The sequence below is a fragment of the Tardiphaga sp. 42S5 genome (genome assembly GCF_034044155.1).
GTDB lineage: Bacteria > Pseudomonadota > Alphaproteobacteria > Rhizobiales > Xanthobacteraceae > Tardiphaga > Tardiphaga robiniae.
This window is the reverse complement of record NZ_CP139027.1, coordinates 4,320,706-4,336,972: the sequence shown is the minus strand read 5'-3', so window position 1 is coordinate 4,336,972 and position 16,267 is coordinate 4,320,706. Positions and strand designations below refer to the sequence as shown.

At 63.0% G+C, this 16,267-nt stretch carries 14 protein-coding genes; 5 read left to right on the top strand and 9 right to left on the bottom strand.

What is annotated here, in order from left to right:
* Nucleotides 1–4: 4 nt before the first annotated feature.
* From SFY93_RS20190 to SFY93_RS20180, 3 genes are all read right to left on the bottom strand, one after another.
* Nucleotides 5–1,222 (bottom strand): multidrug effflux MFS transporter, encoded by a 1,218-nt coding sequence (locus tag SFY93_RS20190; RefSeq protein ID WP_320444351.1) that lies wholly within the window; start codon nt 1,220–1,222, stop codon nt 5–7.
* A 44-nt stretch (nt 1,223–1,266) separates the two neighbouring features.
* Nucleotides 1,267–2,442, bottom strand: a complete 1,176-nt coding sequence (locus tag SFY93_RS20185; protein WP_320447809.1) for an MFS transporter — start codon at nt 2,440–2,442, stop codon at nt 1,267–1,269.
* Between the two features lie 198 nt (nt 2,443–2,640).
* Complete coding sequence (locus SFY93_RS20180) at nt 2,641–3,228, bottom strand: TetR/AcrR family transcriptional regulator (RefSeq protein ID WP_320444350.1); 588 nt, start codon at nt 3,226–3,228, stop codon at nt 2,641–2,643.
* Nucleotides 3,229–3,427: 199 nt separating this feature from the next.
* Here SFY93_RS20180 and SFY93_RS20175 point away from each other — a divergent pair, with 199 nt between their 5' ends.
* The 5 genes from SFY93_RS20175 to SFY93_RS20155 all read left to right on the top strand — a co-directional run bounded on the left by SFY93_RS20175 (nt 3,428) and on the right by SFY93_RS20155 (nt 10,295).
* Nucleotides 3,428–4,636, top strand: coding sequence for an efflux RND transporter periplasmic adaptor subunit (locus SFY93_RS20175; RefSeq protein WP_320444349.1), 1,209 nt, complete (start codon nt 3,428–3,430; stop codon nt 4,634–4,636).
* Nucleotides 4,637–4,849: 213 nt separating this feature from the next.
* Complete coding sequence (locus tag SFY93_RS20170; protein ID WP_320444348.1) at nt 4,850–8,080, top strand: efflux RND transporter permease subunit; 3,231 nt, start codon at nt 4,850–4,852, stop codon at nt 8,078–8,080.
* A gap of 193 nt (nt 8,081–8,273) precedes the next feature.
* The gene (locus tag SFY93_RS20165; RefSeq protein ID WP_320444347.1) at nt 8,274–8,981 is read left to right on the top strand and encodes a GrlR family regulatory protein; all 708 of its coding nucleotides are present in this window, start codon (nt 8,274–8,276) and stop codon (nt 8,979–8,981) included.
* An 81-nt stretch (nt 8,982–9,062) separates the two neighbouring features.
* On the top strand, nt 9,063–9,914 hold the full coding sequence (locus SFY93_RS20160; RefSeq protein ID WP_320444346.1) for a tetratricopeptide repeat protein: 852 nt from the start codon (nt 9,063–9,065) through the stop codon (nt 9,912–9,914).
* A 99-nt stretch (nt 9,915–10,013) separates the two neighbouring features.
* The gene (locus SFY93_RS20155) at nt 10,014–10,295 is read left to right on the top strand and encodes a hypothetical protein (RefSeq protein WP_089263998.1); all 282 of its coding nucleotides are present in this window, start codon (nt 10,014–10,016) and stop codon (nt 10,293–10,295) included.
* A gap of 18 nt (nt 10,296–10,313) precedes the next feature.
* On the opposite strand, the gene SFY93_RS20150 is transcribed toward SFY93_RS20155, so the two are convergent.
* The 6 genes from SFY93_RS20150 to SFY93_RS20125 form a co-directional block, all read right to left on the bottom strand.
* The gene (locus SFY93_RS20150; RefSeq protein WP_184517320.1) at nt 10,314–10,931 is read right to left on the bottom strand and encodes a CPBP family intramembrane glutamic endopeptidase; all 618 of its coding nucleotides are present in this window, start codon (nt 10,929–10,931) and stop codon (nt 10,314–10,316) included.
* Nucleotides 10,932–11,119: 188 nt separating this feature from the next.
* Nucleotides 11,120–12,082, bottom strand: coding sequence for a Bug family tripartite tricarboxylate transporter substrate binding protein (locus SFY93_RS20145; protein ID WP_320444344.1), 963 nt, complete (start codon nt 12,080–12,082; stop codon nt 11,120–11,122).
* A complete protein-coding gene (locus tag SFY93_RS20140; protein ID WP_320444343.1) occupies nt 12,075–13,214 on the bottom strand; it encodes a mandelate racemase/muconate lactonizing enzyme family protein in 1,140 nt (379 codons plus the stop codon). Before SFY93_RS20140 ends, SFY93_RS20145 begins: the two co-directional genes overlap by 8 nt.
* Nucleotides 13,215–13,221: 7 nt before the next feature.
* Nucleotides 13,222–14,175, bottom strand: coding sequence for a hydroxyacid dehydrogenase (locus SFY93_RS20135; RefSeq protein ID WP_320444342.1), 954 nt, complete (start codon nt 14,173–14,175; stop codon nt 13,222–13,224).
* Between the two features lies 1 nt (nt 14,176).
* Nucleotides 14,177–15,082, bottom strand: a complete 906-nt coding sequence (locus SFY93_RS20130) for a fumarylacetoacetate hydrolase family protein (RefSeq protein ID WP_320444341.1) — start codon at nt 15,080–15,082, stop codon at nt 14,177–14,179.
* A 16-nt stretch (nt 15,083–15,098) separates the two neighbouring features.
* Complete coding sequence (locus SFY93_RS20125) at nt 15,099–16,238, bottom strand: mandelate racemase/muconate lactonizing enzyme family protein (RefSeq protein WP_320444340.1); 1,140 nt, start codon at nt 16,236–16,238, stop codon at nt 15,099–15,101.
* Nucleotides 16,239–16,267 lie beyond the last annotated feature (29 nt).

Genomic DNA, 16,267 nt, shown 5'->3' with positions numbered 1-16,267 from the left:
CCTGTTACGCGCGATGATCCTGCCCGGAATTGGCCTTGGGTAATAGCCACAGATAGATCGCGCCGGCGGCGAGCGCCATGCCGGCCATCAGGCCGGTCATCACCAGCGCCGGATGCCCGAACGGTTCGAACACCGCGATCATGGCGCTGGCGAAGGCGCCCATGACCATCTGCATACAGCGCATCACGCCAGCTGCCGCGCCTGCCACATGCGGCAGGTTCTGCAAGGTTTCGTGGTTGGTGCTCGGTGCGAGCAGGCCGAAGGAAAAGATCGTGAGCGCCATCAGCGGCATCAACGACAGCGTCGTGACGGCGCCTGCAGGCACCAAAGCGACCGCTGCAACGGCGCTGGCGATCATCAGCAGCAGACCGGCCATGATGATCTTGCGTGAGGCCACATGGCGGCGGCTCAGGCTTCCGCTGATCAGCGAGGCAACCAGCACGCCGCAGGAGGTCAGTCCGAACAGCAGCGCAAACATCGTGGTGGAGAGACCGAGGCTGCCGATCAACACGGATGGCGCGCCCGAGATGAAGGCGAACATGCAGGCAAAGGCGAAGGCGTAGAGCAGGGAGAAGCCGACGAAGATGCGATCGGACAGCACCATGCGGTAGCTCTCGATCAATTGCTTAGGGTTGAGCGAACGGCGTTTCTCGACGGGCTGGGATTCGTCGAGGCTGATGGCGCCGACGATCAGCAGGATAAGTCCCACGGCGGCCTGCACCGCATAGATCATTCGCCAGTCACTGACGGTCATCACCCAGCCGCCCAGCACTGGAGCGATCATTGGCGCGATGCCGAGGACCGCCGCGATCTGTGACAGCTTGTGGCGCGCCGTGCCGTGTTCGAACAGGTCGCGCACGATGGCGAAGGGCAGGATGGCGCAGGCGCCTGCAGCGAGGCCCTGCAGCAATCGAAAGGCAAGCAGCACGGTGAAGGAAGGCGCGAGCGCGCAGGCGCCTGCCGCGATCGAGAACAGCAGCAGCCCATCCAACAGGGTCGCACGACGACCGAAGCGATCAGCAAGGGGGCCGCAGATCAGCGGCGAAATCGCAAAGCCCGCCAGGAACAGGCTGAGCGTCAGCGGCCCGCGTCCTGCGGCGTCGGCGAAACTCGCCTCGATCGCCGGAAGACCCGGCAATCCCATGTCGATCGACAGCGGTGGCAATGCGGTCAATGTGCCCAGAAAGGCAGTGAAGGCGAAACTGTCGCGCCTGAGGGCCAAAATCGTTTCCTTGAAAACGCGAAAATACTTACGCGGTCGCGGCGCTATTCTGCCGGACTGATCTGCGCCGGCAAGATCCGGCGGTCAATGAAGCTGCTCAGCGTGAGCCCGAGCCCGGCCATGGCGACGAGCGCTGCGAGCAGCGGAAGCTGTGCGTAATGCATGCCGGCATTCAGCGCGACGCCGCCGATCCATGCGCCGGTGGCGTTGCCGAGATTGAACGCGCCCTGGTTCAGGGTCGAGGCGAGGTTCGGCGCGTCCGTGGCCGCATCGACCACCCAAATCTGCAGCGGCGAGACCAGCGCGAAGGCGATACCGCCCCACAGGATCAGCAGCACCAGGGTCGGAAGCGTCATGTGCACCACAGGCGCAAGTGCGCCGAGCACGATGACGAGACAGATGAATGCACCGATGATGGTCGAGAGCAGGTTGCGGTCGGCGAGGCGGCCGCCGATCAGATTGCCGATGGTGAGACCGACGCCGATCGCCAGCAGTGCGCCGGTCACGCCATGCGGCGTGAGGCCGGTGACCTCTTCGAGCAGCGGCGTGATGTAGGTGAACAGGCTGAACATGCTGACTGAAGCCATGGTCGAGATCAGCATCGGCAGCAGCACCGGCCAGCGGCCGAGCGCGCGAAACTCTTTCGCCAGTCCGCCGCGCGTGCCAGGCATCCCGGAAGGAACGAGGCGGGCGATCGCCAGGAATGCAATGATGCCGATGGCCACCACGGCCCAGAACGCCGCACGCCATCCGGCGGCCTGTCCCAGCGCCGTGCCGAATGGCACACCCAGCACATTGGCGAGCGTGAGTCCCGCGAACATCAGCGAGACGGCCTGGGTGCGCTGCTCACGCGGCACCAGATTGCTGGCAACAACGGCGCCAATTCCGAAGAACGCGCCATGGGCGAAAGCCGTGACCACGCGCGCCAGCATCAGCAGCCAGTAATCCGGCGCAAGGGCGCAGCCGAGATTGCCGATGGTGAACAGTGCCATCAGAGCGAGGAGAGCCGTCTTGCGCGGGATGCCTGCGGTCGCCATCGCCACGATCGGCGCGCCGATCACGACGCCCATGGCGTAACCCGAGACGAGATAGCCGGCCTGCGGAATGGTCACGGACAGGCTGCGGGCGACGTCCGGCAGCAGACCCATGATGACGAATTCAGTCGTGCCGATGCCGAAGGAAGCCGCAGCCAGCGCGACAAGAGGAAGGGAAAGTCGGATGGGTATTCTCCTGAGCGGAAATATTGCGATGCAATATCAGGAGATTTGCCACGACCTCGGCGATTTGGCGACCGCTTGGCGGGGGAGGCAGCATTGCGCCCCTCGGTCATCAAACTGTCGAGAGGCATTTCGATGGAGCGGCTGTCAGCGGACAATAGGCCGGCTGTGCGATCTCAGCATAAAATGCAGGCGGACGGCTCAGACCGGAGGCCAGCTGCGCATGGCCATGTCGGCGAGTTTTCGCAATTGCTCGCGTGCGGCGCCGCCTGCAGCCTGCACGGCCATACCTTGCAAGATCGCGGAGATGTAGCGCGCGAGGTCACCGGCATCGGCATCGGCTGGCAAGTCACCCTCGCTGATCGCACGCGCGAAGCGCACCTTCAGGTCATTCTCTCCCTTGGCGCGGCGCGCCACCAACTCTTGCTTGATCGTCTCGGCAGCATCGCCGCAGCACAGCGCACCCTGCACGGCAAGGCATCCGGGATTTTCCGGGTCGGTGACGGCATTCACGGATTCATAGAGGATGTGTTCGACGACTTCGCGGGCCGTGGGCTTCTCCAGGCCGGTGCGGAAATAGCCGCCTGGACCATCGACATAGCGATCCAGCGCCTTGCGGAACAGATCTTCCTTGTTGCCAAACGCCGCATAGAGACTGGGCTTGGTGATGCCCATGGCTTCCGTGAGGTCGGCCATCGACGCACCTTCGTAACCCTTGCGCCAAAACACATGCAGCGCGAGGTCGAGGGCTGTGTCGGTATCGAATTCACGAGGACGTCCCAGTGCCACGACGGGCTCTCCAAAGTTTTCTACCGTTCAGTAGATAAGTCCCTTGACAGTGGATGTCGATAGTCCATCTATACCGGACGTTACGAATGTGTGCGTTGCAGCGAGATGCCCGGCGGGAACCCGGCAGACGCCAATGTACCGCTTAGCTACTGAAATGACAGGGCTTTACAAGGCCCACACAGATTAAATGGGGTTCATAATGGCACATAATCTCCCTCGCAAGATCGCCTTTGGCGCCGGAATCGCGTTGGTGGCGGTCACCGTAGGCGGCGGTGCGGCGCTGATGAATCTGTCAAGCGTGGCGGCTCAAGCCGAGTCCGGCGCGGTTGTTCCCGCTGCTGTTCAGGCTTCGGTTGCTCTCGTGGAAGCCAAGGCCACAGCGGCTTCGGACGAGTTCTCGGGCCGCCTTGAGGCGATCGAGCGCGTCGAAATCCGCTCCCGCGTCGCAGGCGCCGTTCAGGAGATCCACTTTCGCGAAGGTGCGCTGGTCAAGAAGGACGACCTTCTGGTGCTGATCGATCCGGCGCTCTACGCCGCCGACGTCGATCGTGCCCAGGGGCAGGTGTCCGCGTCGCGGGCGCGCCTGATCCTCACCAAGGCCGATTTCGACCGGGGTCAGCAACTGACCAGCTCCAGCATCACCCAGCGCGACCTCGACAATCGTATCAATGCGTATCGTGAGGCCGAAGCCAACCTCAAGGCTGCAGAAGCCGCGCTCAAGACCGCCGAACTCAATCTCAGCTACACCGAAGTGCGTGCGCCGGTCGCGGGCCGCGTCGGCAAGATCGAAATCACCGTCGGCAACCTGATTTCGGCCGGCCCGACCGCGCCGCTGCTGACGACGCTGGTCTCGGTCAATCCGATCTATGCAAGCTTCAACGCCGACGAACAGGTGGTGTCGCGCGCGTTGAAGACGCTGGCCGATGAAAAGACGCCGGGCGAAATCGACCGGATTCCGGTTCACATGACGACCGTCACCGACAGCGCACCGCTGCAGGGCCGCATGCAGTTCATCGACAATCAGGTCGATCCGCGCAGCGGCACGGTGCGCGTGCGTGCCATGTTCGACAATGCCGATGGCCGGTTGATGCCCGGCCAGTTCGCGCGGCTCACCATGGGCCAGCCCAAGGCCGAGCAGACGCTGTTGATCAGCGAGCGTGCGGTCGGCACCGACCAGAACAAGAAGTTCGTCATGGTGGTCGATGCGAAGGACAAGGCGCAGTATCGCGAAGTGATCCTGGGGCCGTCGGTCAACGGCATGCGCGTGATCCTGAGTGGTCTGAAGGCCGGCGAGCGGATCGTCGTCAACGGACTTCAGCGCGTGCGGCCGGGTGTGACCATCAAGCCGGAGATGGTGGCGATGAACGCCGCATCTCTCGCCTCGACCAAGGCTGTCGCGCAGAACTAACGGCTCCTACTAATCTCTCACCGCTGCGCGAAGCAAAGCTTCGCCAGGGGGGAGAGTTCGTCCGGCGAAGCCGGCGGGTGAGGGGGACTCTTCACTTTCTGCGAGTCTGTGGGGGCTTCCCCTCATCCGACGCCAATTGCGTCTGCACTATCGTCTCCCCCGGCGAACGGGGAGACAGCACCATCGCGAAATCCTGTATTGACGAGACAAGCCATGAATTTCTCCAAGTTTTTCATTGATCGACCGATCTTTGCGGGTGTGCTGTCGACGGTGATCTTCCTTGCCGGCCTGCTGTCGATGCCGGTGCTGCCGATCTCCGAATATCCGGAAGTCGCGCCGCCGACCGTGGTGGTGACAGCGAATTATCCCGGCGCCAATCCGAAGGTGATTGCGGAAACGGTCTCGACGCCGATCGAAGAGCAGATCAACGGCGTCGAGAACATGCTCTATATGAGCAGCCAGGCGACCACCGACGGCAGGATGACTCTGAACGTCACCTTCCGCCTCGGCACCGATCCCGACAAGGCGCAGCAGCTGGTGCAGAACCGCGTTTCGCAGGCCGAGCCGCGTCTCCCTGCGGAAGTCCGTGCGCTTGGCGTGACCACCATCAAGAGCGCGCCTGACCTGACCATGGTCGTACATCTGCTGTCGCCGAACGACCGCTATGACATGACCTATCTGCGCAATTACGCGGTGCTCAACGTCAAGGATCGCCTCGCGCGCATCGAAGGCGTCGGTCAGGTGCAGCTGTTCGGCTCGGGCGACTATTCCATGCGCGTTTGGCTCGATCCGCAGAAGGTCGCCGAGCGCGGCCTGTCGCCGGGTGATGTCGTGCGCGAAATCCGTGCGCAGAACGTGCAGGCAGCAGCGGGGCAGGTGGGCGGTTCGCCCAATGAGCCCGGTTTGGATCTACAGCTCTCCATCAATGCGCAGGGCCGTCTGCAGAGCGAAGAAGAGTTCGGCGAGATCATCGTCAAGAACGGCGACAATGGCGAAGTCACGCGGCTGCGCGACGTCGCCCGCATCGAGCTCGGCGCTGCCGACTATGCACTGCGCTCGCTGCTGAACAACAAGTCCGCAGTAGCGGTGCCGATCTTCCAGTCGCCGGGCTCCAATGCGATCCAGATCTCCGATAATGTCCGCAAGACCATGAAGGAGCTGAAGGAGAACATGCCTGACGGTGTCACCTACGACATCGTCTACGACCCCACGCAATTCGTTCGCGCCTCGATCGAGGCGGTGATCCATACGCTGCTCGAGGCCATCGCACTGGTGGTGCTCGTCGTCATCCTGTTCCTGCAGACATGGCGCGCCTCGATCATCCCGCTGATCGCTGTGCCGGTGTCGGTGGTCGGCACATTTGCCGTGATGCATGTGTTCGGATTCTCGGTGAATGCGCTGACGCTGTTCGGCCTCGTTCTGGCGATCGGCATTGTGGTCGACGACGCCATCGTTGTGGTCGAGAATGTCGAGCGCAATATCGAGCGCGGGCTCGATCCGAAGAGCGCGGCCTATCAGGCTATGCGCGAGGTGACCGGCCCGATCATCGCGATCGCGCTGGTGCTGGTCGCGGTGTTCGTGCCGCTGGCCTTCATCACCGGCCTGACCGGGCAGTTTTACAAGCAGTTCGCGCTGACGGTGGCGATCTCGACTGTGATCTCCGCCTTCAATTCGCTGACACTGTCGCCAGCACTCGCCGCGCTGCTTCTGAAGGGCCATGACGCGCCGAAGGATGCGTTGACGCGCTTCATGGACAAGACGCTCGGCTGGTTTTTCGTCCGCTTCAACCGCTTCTTTGCCAGAAGCTCCGACGCTTATAGCGGTGGCGTGAAGCGCGTCGTCTCGCGCCGCGCGGCGGTGATGGGAATCTACGTTCTGCTGATTGGCGTCACCGGTTATCTGTTCCACGCAGTCCCGGGCGGTTTCGTCCCCGGTCAGGACAAGCAGTATCTGGTCGGGTTTGCGCAGCTCCCCGACGGCGCTACGCTGGATCGTACCGAAGAGGTGATCCGTCGCATGGGTGAGATTGCGCAGAAGGAGCCCGGCGTCGAGAATTCGATCCAGTTTCCCGGCCTGTCGATCAACGGCTTCACCAACTCGTCCAACTCCGGCATCGTCTTCATCGGTCTGGATGCGTTTGACAAACGCAAGGATCCGAGCCTGAGCGGAAATGCCATTGCGTTGTCGCTGAACAAGAAGTTTGCCGGCATTCAGGACGCCTTTATTGCCATGTTCCCGCCGCCGCCTGTGTCGGGTCTTGGCACGATCGGTGGTTTCAAGCTGCAGATCGAGGATCGCGCCGGTCTCGGCTATGAGGCGCTGAACGACGCCACCAAGGCTTTTATCGGCAAGGCAATGCAGCAGAAGGAGCTGGCCGGTCTGTTCTCAAGCTATCAGATCAATGTGCCGCAGCTCTATGCGGATGTCGATCGCACCAAAGCGCGGCAGCTCAACGTGCCGGTTACCTCGGTGTTCGACACGATGCAGATCTATCTCGGCTCGCTCTATGTGAACGACTTCAACAAATTCGGTCGCACCTATTCGGTGCGCGTCCAGGCTGACGCCAAATTCCGGGCGCGGGCCGACGATATTGGCCAGTTGAAAGTTCGCTCCGACAGCAACGAGATGATCCCACTCTCGACGCTGCTGCGCGTTAAGGAAAGTGCAGGGCCGGAGCGCGCCATGCGCTACAACGGTTTCCTGTCGGCCGACATCAATGGCGGCGCGGCGCCCGGCTATTCCACCGGCCAGGCGCAGGACGCCGTGGCGCGTGTCGCCAAGGAGACGCTGCCCAAGGGCATCGACTTCGAATGGACTGAACTGACCTATCAGGAAATCATCGCCGGCAATTCGTCGCTGATTGTGTTCCCGGTGGCGATGCTGCTGGTGTTCCTGGTGCTTGCCGCGCAATACGAAAGCCTGACACTGCCATTGTCGATCATCATGATTGTGCCAATGGGCTTGCTGGCGGCGATGTTCGGCGTCTGGTTGACGAAGGGCGACAACAACGTCTTCACCCAGATTGGTTTGATCGTGTTGGTGGGTCTGTCGGCGAAGAACGCCATCCTGATCGTGGAGTTTGCCCGCGAGCTGGAATTTGCCGGGCGGACACCGATCCAGGCCGCGATCGAGGCCAGCCGTCTGCGGTTGCGGCCGATCCTGATGACGTCGCTGGCCTTCATCATGGGCGTCGTGCCGCTGGTGACGTCCACTGGCGCAGGCTCGGAGATGCGTCATGCCATGGGTGTCGCGGTGTTCGCCGGCATGATCGGCGTCACGGCCTTCGGCATCTTCTTCACGCCGATGTTCTATGTGTTGCTGCGTGCCATGGCAGGTAACCGTCCGCTGACCCAGCATGGCGAAGCGACGGTCGATCAGGCGGCGCCGCTGGCACCGGGATCGCACGAAGCAGAATCGCGCCCGCATGCCACATCGCATTCGTGACGCGCGGGAGGCTTAAGGTAGCGCCTGACGAGGGCTGCTGGTCCACGGATGCGCCGTTTCGACCCATTCTAAGGCGAGGAATTGCGTAGCCGGCGTCCAAGACTGTTGGAATCGCCCCCAATTGGCCGGGTGCGCTTTCCTCCACTGCACATCTTCCGCTACAATGCGAAAGGCGCTGCAGGGGAATGGTGGGTTGCGGACGGGTTTCTACAAATGCGAATACCGGGTTGATGAGGCGGTCGGCCGCAGCGTGATGTTTGTCGAGCATGGCAGCATGCTCGGGGGCAATTCCGCTTTTGCCCATATCGGCAGCTATGAGCTCCGGGGTGACGAGGTGGTGGCGGAGATCGAGAGCCGCCGCCACATGAACGATCCCAACTATCCCTCGCTGCTCGGCCAGGATGTGGCGACCATCAGCGTCACCGGCCGGCCCTATGGTGACACCTATCGTTTTCAGGGTTCGTCGCCGCAAATGCCGGGTGCGAAATTCGAGTCGGTCATGACGACGATCGATGACGGCGAGATGCCTCCGGCCGGACCGATCGGTGCGGGTGGCATCGCCAACGGGCTGTATTCGATCCATCTGCGCACACTCGACGGCATCGATGGCGGGCTCAACGGCGTGATGCTGCTGCATGACGGCCGCATCCTCGGCGGAGACGCGTTCTTCTATTATCTCGGCGCCTATTCCTCCGCGGACGGACGCTGGAAGGGCGAGATGCTCAATCAGGAGCACACGCCGGCAAAGGGCGAGAACCCGGTCTTCGGCGGCTATGAAATCGGTATCGGCTTTTCCGGCACCTGCGACGAAACCGGCGCCGAACTGGAAGCCACGGCGCTGGCCGGCAAACGGAGCCTGCGGTTGCAGGCAGTGCTGAAGCTGATCCGCAAGGCCGTGTAAGTTCCAGGCTGGCGCACGGCTTGATGGGGTGCGCGCCTGTCCGTAATGTCACCGGCGAATGACACAGGTGGCGACAAATCCATGACCCAGCGTATCGGCGCGACCGCTCTGATCTGTTTGCTCGGCGTCGCCGCCGGACTGGCTGTGCTGTCCGCGCCAACACGCGCGCAGGCCCAGTCCGCCGATCTGGTTCTGTGCGATCGCCTCGCGGCCGATCCTGCCGATCCCGACAAGCCTGCCGATGTGAAGGGCGTGGCCGATATTGCCAAAGCCGATATTGCCACCGCCATCAAATTCTGCCGGACCGCGTCCGGCGGGTCGCGCCGTGCGATGTTCCAGCTCGGGCGTGCTTACGCGGCCAATGCGCAGGCAGCTGAGGCGCTCGCGGCATGGCGCAAGGCGGCTGACAAGGGCAGTACCTCCGCCATGGTCGAACTCGGCGTCGCCTATGGCAACGGAACCGGCGTCGCGCGCGACGAAGTGCAAGCGCGCAAACTGTTCGAACGCGCGGCTGAAGCCGGCAATCCGCGCGGCGTAAGCAATCTTGCGGCACTATCCGGAGGCGCAGGCGCGGGTTCAGACCCGGTGCGTGCACGGCAATTGCTGGCGAAATCCGCGGAGACCAATGCCGAGGCGCAATATCAGCTCGGCATGATGCTGTCGGAAGGCATCGGCGGCGCGAAAGACGATGTTGCGGCACGCGGCCTGTTCGAGAAGGCGGCAGCACAGAACCATGCGGGCGCGTTGGAGCGCATGGGCGCGTTCGCGCAAAGCGGCCGCGGTGGTGCGTCGGATAAGGATGCCGCGAAGGCCTATTATGAGAAGGCCGCAGCGCTCGGCGACGACGATGCGAAGAAGGCGCTGGAACGCATCAAGTGTCCTTATGTGCTCAAGGACAAACGCGGCAACGTGGTCAGCAATATGTGCTTCTGAGCTATCGCTCGCGGCTTATTCATCGGCAACCATTTGTTTCAAATTGGACGCCTAAGCTCCCGGCGCTGAGTCGCCTTTTGCGATTTCCTGGAGCTGCCCGTGAACGAAAGCCTGATCGCCATCTGCCAGTTGTTTCTGGTGCCGCTGACCATCCTGTTTGCCGCGGTGGGCGTGGCCAATGCGCGCTTCGTCAAACTGCTGGTGTGCTTATTGGGCGTCGGTCTCGCCGGCCTCTGGCTCTATCGCATCTATCTCTGGACCGGCCTGTCGGTGATCGATCGCCGCACGGCTTACGGGCTCGCGGGAGCCTTCGCGCTATGCTGGGTGCTGACGCTGCTGCATCAGATCAAGAGCAGCTTCGGCGGCGGATACGATCGCTAAGGCTCAGGCAAATCTGAATCAGGCCAGCCCGAGCGAGAAGGCCAGCGTGCCGATCGCGGCATGCGACAGGATCACCGGCCAGATGTTGCGCATCCGCAGATAGGCGAAACCCCAGACGATGCCGACCAGGAACGTGTTGAGCAGCAGCACGCTGTCGCCATAGGCGATGTGGATCAGCGAGAATACCGCCGAAGAATAGATCACGTAGGTCCAGGGCCTGACCTGCAGCCGATCGGTCATCAGTTTCGGTATAGACCGGCACACGACTTCCTGGCATGGGCTGGAGACCAGGACATAGAAGGGCGCGAAGCTGAGCCAGACCGGCGGTTTGTGGTCGAAGGTCAGAAAGCGGGTCTGCGCCACCATGATTGCCGCGATGCCTGCCGTGATCGCGGCACAGAACAGCCAGTGCCTGATGTCAGAGGGACGGCTGAGGCCGAGTTCCGCGACAGAAAAGCCGGCCAGCAGGCACAGCGCGATGCACAGCACCGAGACCAGCAGCAAGGCGGGGATACGGTATTCGAACGGCAGAAAGCCCCAGTGAATGGCGAGACCAGGCGCCAGCAGCAGCGCGGCAAATCCCGGCAGTGGAGCGATCAATCGCCATTGGAATCGTTGCTGTCGTAAAACCGTCATGATGTTCTATAGCGGAAATCATGCGGTGTTTTAATGGCAGAGCGGTCGCGCAAGCTGCTATAGACGAAAGCGTGATCGGCAACATGGCGAAACGCGTCGGCCGAAGCGGCGCATCTTGAACGTCGGCCAATGGCAACGCGGGCGGCGGATCACCGCCGCCGTCTATTCCGGCTTGATGCCGGCGTCCTTCACGACCACCGCCCATTCTGGATCTCGGCCTTGATCTGATCCGCGAATTGCGCGGGCGTGCCGCCGACGGGTTCGACGCCCTGGTCGATGAAGCGGCGCCTGACGTCGTCCTGTTTCAGGATCGCATTCATCTCGCCATTGAGCTTGCGCACGATCTCCTCGGGCATGCCCGCGGGACCGACGACGCCGAACCAGACATTGACCTCGTAGCCAGCCACGCCGGCATCCGAGACGGTCGGAACGTCGGGTGCGAGCGTGGAGCGCATCTTGCTGCTGACACCGAGTGCGCGCAGCTTGCCTCCGTTCACCTGCGGCAGCACATTGGGTGTGTTGTCGAAGGCGACATCGATATGGCCGCCGAGCATATCGTTCACCATCGGCGCGCTGCCCTTGTAGGGAACGTGCACGATGTCGATGCCTGCGAGACTCTTGAACAGTTCCATCGACAGATGGTTCGAGGAGCCGATGCCGGTCGAGCCGTAGGTCACCTTGCCGGGATTTTGACGCGCGTAGTCGATCAGCTCCTTGACCGTATTGATCGGTAGCGACGGCTTCACCACCAGCAGGTTCGGTGTCTGCCCCGCAAAAACCAGCGGCGTGAAATCCTTCACCGTGTCATAGGGCAGGTTCTTGTAGATGCTCGGATTGGAGCCGAACGGGAAGGCGATACCGAGTAGCGTGTAGCCATCGGGTGCGGACTTGGCGACCGCTTCGGTGCCGATTAGCGTGCCGCCGCCGGGCCTGTTCTCGACCACGACGGGAACGCCGAAGGCGTCCTGCAGTTTCTGCGCGAAGATCCGCCCGAGCGTGTCGTTGAAGCCGCCGGGCGGCTCGCCCGCTGGTGCGGTCGCCTGCGCATGAACGCAGGCGGTGCCGGCCAGCAGGAGAATGAGTGCGCGGCAGGCGAAGTGAATGAGACGCGAGGCGCGCAGTACGACTTCAACCCGTCGCGGATCAGACATAGCAGGGACCCTCGATCAGCGGGTGGGCGTTGATGAAGGCTTCATCTATTTCGACGCCAAGGCCTGCGATCTCCGACGGCGCGACGCAGCCATTGGCATCGAGCTTGTAGGGAATGCCGCCGACCTCGTCGCGGAACGGGTTGTGCTTGGCGACATCGCCTTCGAAATAGCCGGGGTCCTCGACCGCGGCGAGCACATTGATCGTTGCCGCCATGTTGATGCCGGTCGCTGAGGTGTGCGGATTGAACGACAGCTTCCACGCCTGCGTCATGCCGGCGATCCGCATCGACTCGGTGATGCCGCCGGTCTTCGACAGGTCGGGCTGCACGAAGCTCACGGCGCGGTCCTCGATCAGGCGATTGAACTCGTAGCGCGTGAAGTGGTTCTCGCCGGCCGCGAGCGGCGTCGAGCCCATCGCGGCTGCAGCCTGATAGGAGCGATAGTCGAGTGCGGGGAACGGTTCCTCGAGCCAGCCGATCTGCAGATCGTCATAGGCCGGCATCACGCGGCGGACGTCGTCCAGCGTATAGCCGGTATTGGCATCGACGAGGATTTCGATGGCGTCACCGACCGCCTTGCGCACCGCAGTGGCGCGGGCGACGTCGTCACGCGGATTGTCGCCGACACGCAGCTTCACCGCGCGGTAGCCTTGCGCGATGTAACCCTGCGCTTCCTCGGCGAGCGACTCCGGCGCCTGCCAGCCGAGCGAGATGCCGCCGGCATAGGCCTTGATCGGCTTAGATGCGCCGCCGAGGAGTTTGTAGAGAGGCCAGCCAGCAGCCTTGGCGCGAATGTCCCACAGTGCGAGATCGAGGCCGCTGAGCGCCATGGCCGCGGCATAGCCCATGCCATGGCTGGAGAGCTGCATCTGATAGACGCGGTGCCACACACCGACGACATTCATCGCATCCATGCCGGTGACGAGTTCGGCAACGGTCGTGTCGATCAGCTTGGCGATGGCGCCGGGGCAGCGGCCGTGATGCGCTTCGCCCCAGCCGGTGACGCCCTCGTCGGTCGTGACCTTGACCAGCACGGCGTCGCGCTTGACGGCGCGGCCGATCCCGAGGCGGACATTCTGGCCCTGCGGCACGCGATAGGAAATCGGAACGGCTTTGATTGCAGTAATCTTCATGGGAACCTCACGCTGCCTTGTGACCGGGATTGACGAGATTGAGCGGCTTTTCGCCGCGCAGGATGCGGAGCATTTCTTCAGCGGCGCCGACGGCCATGCCACGGCTGCTGCTTGCGGTGAGCGCGGCGGCATGCGGCGTCAGCAACAGGTTCGGGCAATCGAACAATGCGTCGTCGGCGGGGAGGGGCTGGATGTCGAACACATCGAGCGCTGCGCCGCCGAGCTTGCCAGCTTTCAGCGCTGCGATCAGCGGTGCATTCTCCACCACCGCTCCGCGCGAGACGTTGACCAGCACGGCATTGGGCTTCATTTGCGCGATGCGCGCGGCATTGACGAGGCCACGCGTTTCATCGGTCAGTGCACAGCAGATCACGAGCGCATCGCTGCGTGGGAGCAGCTGATCCAGCGAGACTTCCTCGACGTCGGCCGGAAGCGATCCCTTGCGCCGCGATGTGCCGATGACCTTCATGCCAAAACCTTGCCTGGCAATCTGCGCGACGCGGCGACCGATGGTGCCGACCCCGAGAATGCCGAGTGTCGAGCCGTTCAGTTCAGTAAAGGTCTCGGCGGTCGCGCGCGACGCGCCCCAGCCTTTATCGCGTATCAGCCCGTTCATGAGATGGATCGGGCGCCGCAGATGCAGCAGCGCCGACATCGCATATTCCGCGACGGCACTCGTATTGCTACCCGGGAGATTGGCGACGGCGACGCCACGCGCCGTGGCCGCATCGACGGGGATGAAATCGAGGCCGACGCCGTGACGCACCATGCCCTTCAGGCGCGGCGCGTGATCGACGATGTCGTCGGGCAGTTTTGCGCGGACGATGATGCCGTCGGCGTCTTTCGCCCATGCGCGCAGCGTGTCCGGCTTGGTATCGGGCGCCGTGATCAGCCGCGCATGCGGCGACAGGATCGCTTCGCCATCGGCATGCATCGGATTGGTCAGGAGAACGGTGGGCATATCAGGCATCGAAAGCCGGTCCTTCGGTGATGGGATTGGCGAGCTGGCCAAGTCGCTCGACACTGGCTGTCACGGTCGAGCCGGGTTTCAGCCAGGCCGGAGGCTTATGCATCGCCGCGACGCCTGCGGGCGTTCCGGTCGCAATGACGTCGCCAGGCTCGAGCGGCCCGCGATGCGACAGCCAGGACACGAGGTCGGCGACGCCGAAGATCATGTCTTTGGTCGATCCCTTCTGCAGCACCTTGCCGTCGATGGTCAGCGACACCTGCAGCGCCTGCGGATCGGCGATCTCGTCCGATGAGGCGAGGAACGGTCCGAACGGGCCGAAACTCGAAATGTTCTTGCCGCGGTCGAAATGGCCGTCGGCCTTGATCATCTCGCTGGCGCTGATGTCGTTGAAGCAACCATAGGCCGCGACGCATTCGAGTGCTTGTTCCTTCGACACGTTCACGGCGCGCTTGCCGATCACAGCGGCGAGTTCAGCCTCGTAGGTGACGCCGCCGATCGCTGCGGGCAGGACGATCGACCGGCCAGCGGCGATGACCGTTCGCGGCGCTTTCATGAACAGCACGGGCTCGGTTGGCGCGGCGATGCCACGCTCGGTAATCGCATCGTGATAGTTGTGCGCGATACCGAAAATGCGGCGTGGTGCGGGGAGCGGCGAGAGCAACGTTACCCTGTCCGCTGTCAGTCTGGCGGCGTCGGCCAGACCGTGCGCGGTGATGATGCTGACGACCTTGCCGAGGCCGGCATCGAGAAAGGCCTGGATCTGCGGGGCGATGCCGTTGAGGCCCGCGCGCATCGTCGGGTGAGCCAGATCGACGACAATATCGGTCGGACGTGTGGCGTCGCCGACAAGCACGCCAGCGCGTGTCAGGCCGGACTCGACGAAGGTGACGAACTTCATGCGTGCGTCCTCGCCATCACGCGACGCGATACTTGTCGATCACCGCGCGGTCGACCTCGATGCCGAGGCCGGTGCCATCAGGCACGGCGATGACGCCGTTGACCTGCTGGATCGGCTGTTTCGCCAGATGATCGCGGAACGGGTTTTCCTCCTGTTCGAATTCGAGCATCGGCGGCATCGGAAACAGGCTGGGCGGCTGGTTCGGGATCGAAGCGAGGAAGTGGATCGTGGCGGCGAGGCCGACCACCGAGCCCCAGGCATGCGGCACGCATTCGACGCCATGGGTGCTGGCGAGTGCTGCGATCTTCTTGCATTCGGTAATGCCGCCGGCCGCGCAGACGTCCGGCTGCACGATATCCATCGCCTTGCGCACGATGGCATCGCGAAAGCCCCAGCGCGTGAATTCGTTCTCGCCGCCGGCGACGGCCATGTCGAGCGCGCGGGTGACTTCGACATAACCGTCGATATCCTCCGGCGAGATCGGCTCCTCGAACCATTCGATGTCGAGTTCTTCGAGCTTGCGGCCGAGCTTGATCGCTGCGGGTACGGTGAGGCAGTGATTGGCGTCGACCATCAGCTTGATGTCGGAACCGATCGCCTCGCGCACCGCCTTGACGCGCTCGTAGTCGCGCTTGATGGAGCCGAGGCCGATCTTCATCTTGATCGCCTTGAAGCCGGCCTTCTTATAGCCGACGGCTTCCTCCACGGCTTCATCGACAAGACGTTCCATGTCGGTGAAGTACAGGCCCGTCGCATAGCAATCGACTTCGGTGCGGAAAGCGCCGCCGATCAGCTTGTGCACCGGCTTGTTGCAGGCCTTGCCGATAATGTCCCAGAGCGCAATGTCGATACCGCTGATGGCGGCGATCGACATGCCCTTCGGTCCGTAGTCCTTGATGCGGTTGTAGAGATCTTCCCAGATCACCTCGACGTCGAACGGATCGCGGCCGATGACGCGCGGCGCAAGCTGGGTATCGATGAAGGCCTTGGCGACAGCGGATGGCCCGTAGCATTCGCCCCATCCGACGATGCCGTCACTGGTTTCGATCTCGACGAGGCAGGTGCCGCGCGTCTTGTAGAGCCAGCCGCGTGACGACGTGAACGGACGCTGCACGGGAGCGGCGACGACATGGCAGGTGATCTTCTTGATATTCAATGGGGTGTCCTCGTCGAGATCGATCAGAT

What these genes read in the sequence shown, in the direction of transcription:
- SFY93_RS20175 (WP_320444349.1), top strand. Translation starts at nt 3,428, where the DNA reads ATGGCACATAATCTCCCTCGCAAGATCGCCTTTGGCGCCGGAATCGCG.
- SFY93_RS20170 (WP_320444348.1), top strand. Translation starts at nt 4,850, where the DNA reads ATGAATTTCTCCAAGTTTTTCATTGATCGACCGATCTTTGCGGGTGTG.
- SFY93_RS20160 (WP_320444346.1), top strand. Translation starts at nt 9,063, where the DNA reads ATGACCCAGCGTATCGGCGCGACCGCTCTGATCTGTTTGCTCGGCGTC.
- SFY93_RS20150 (WP_184517320.1), bottom strand. Translation starts at nt 10,931, where the DNA reads ATGACGGTTTTACGACAGCAACGATTCCAATGGCGATTGATCGCTCCA.
- SFY93_RS20145 (WP_320444344.1), bottom strand. Translation starts at nt 12,082, where the DNA reads ATGTCTGATCCGCGACGGGTTGAAGTCGTACTGCGCGCCTCGCGTCTC.
- SFY93_RS20140 (WP_320444343.1), bottom strand. Translation starts at nt 13,214, where the DNA reads ATGAAGATTACTGCAATCAAAGCCGTTCCGATTTCCTATCGCGTGCCG.
- SFY93_RS20135 (WP_320444342.1), bottom strand. Translation starts at nt 14,175, where the DNA reads ATGCCCACCGTTCTCCTGACCAATCCGATGCATGCCGATGGCGAAGCG.
- SFY93_RS20130 (WP_320444341.1), bottom strand. Translation starts at nt 15,082, where the DNA reads ATGAAGTTCGTCACCTTCGTCGAGTCCGGCCTGACACGCGCTGGCGTG.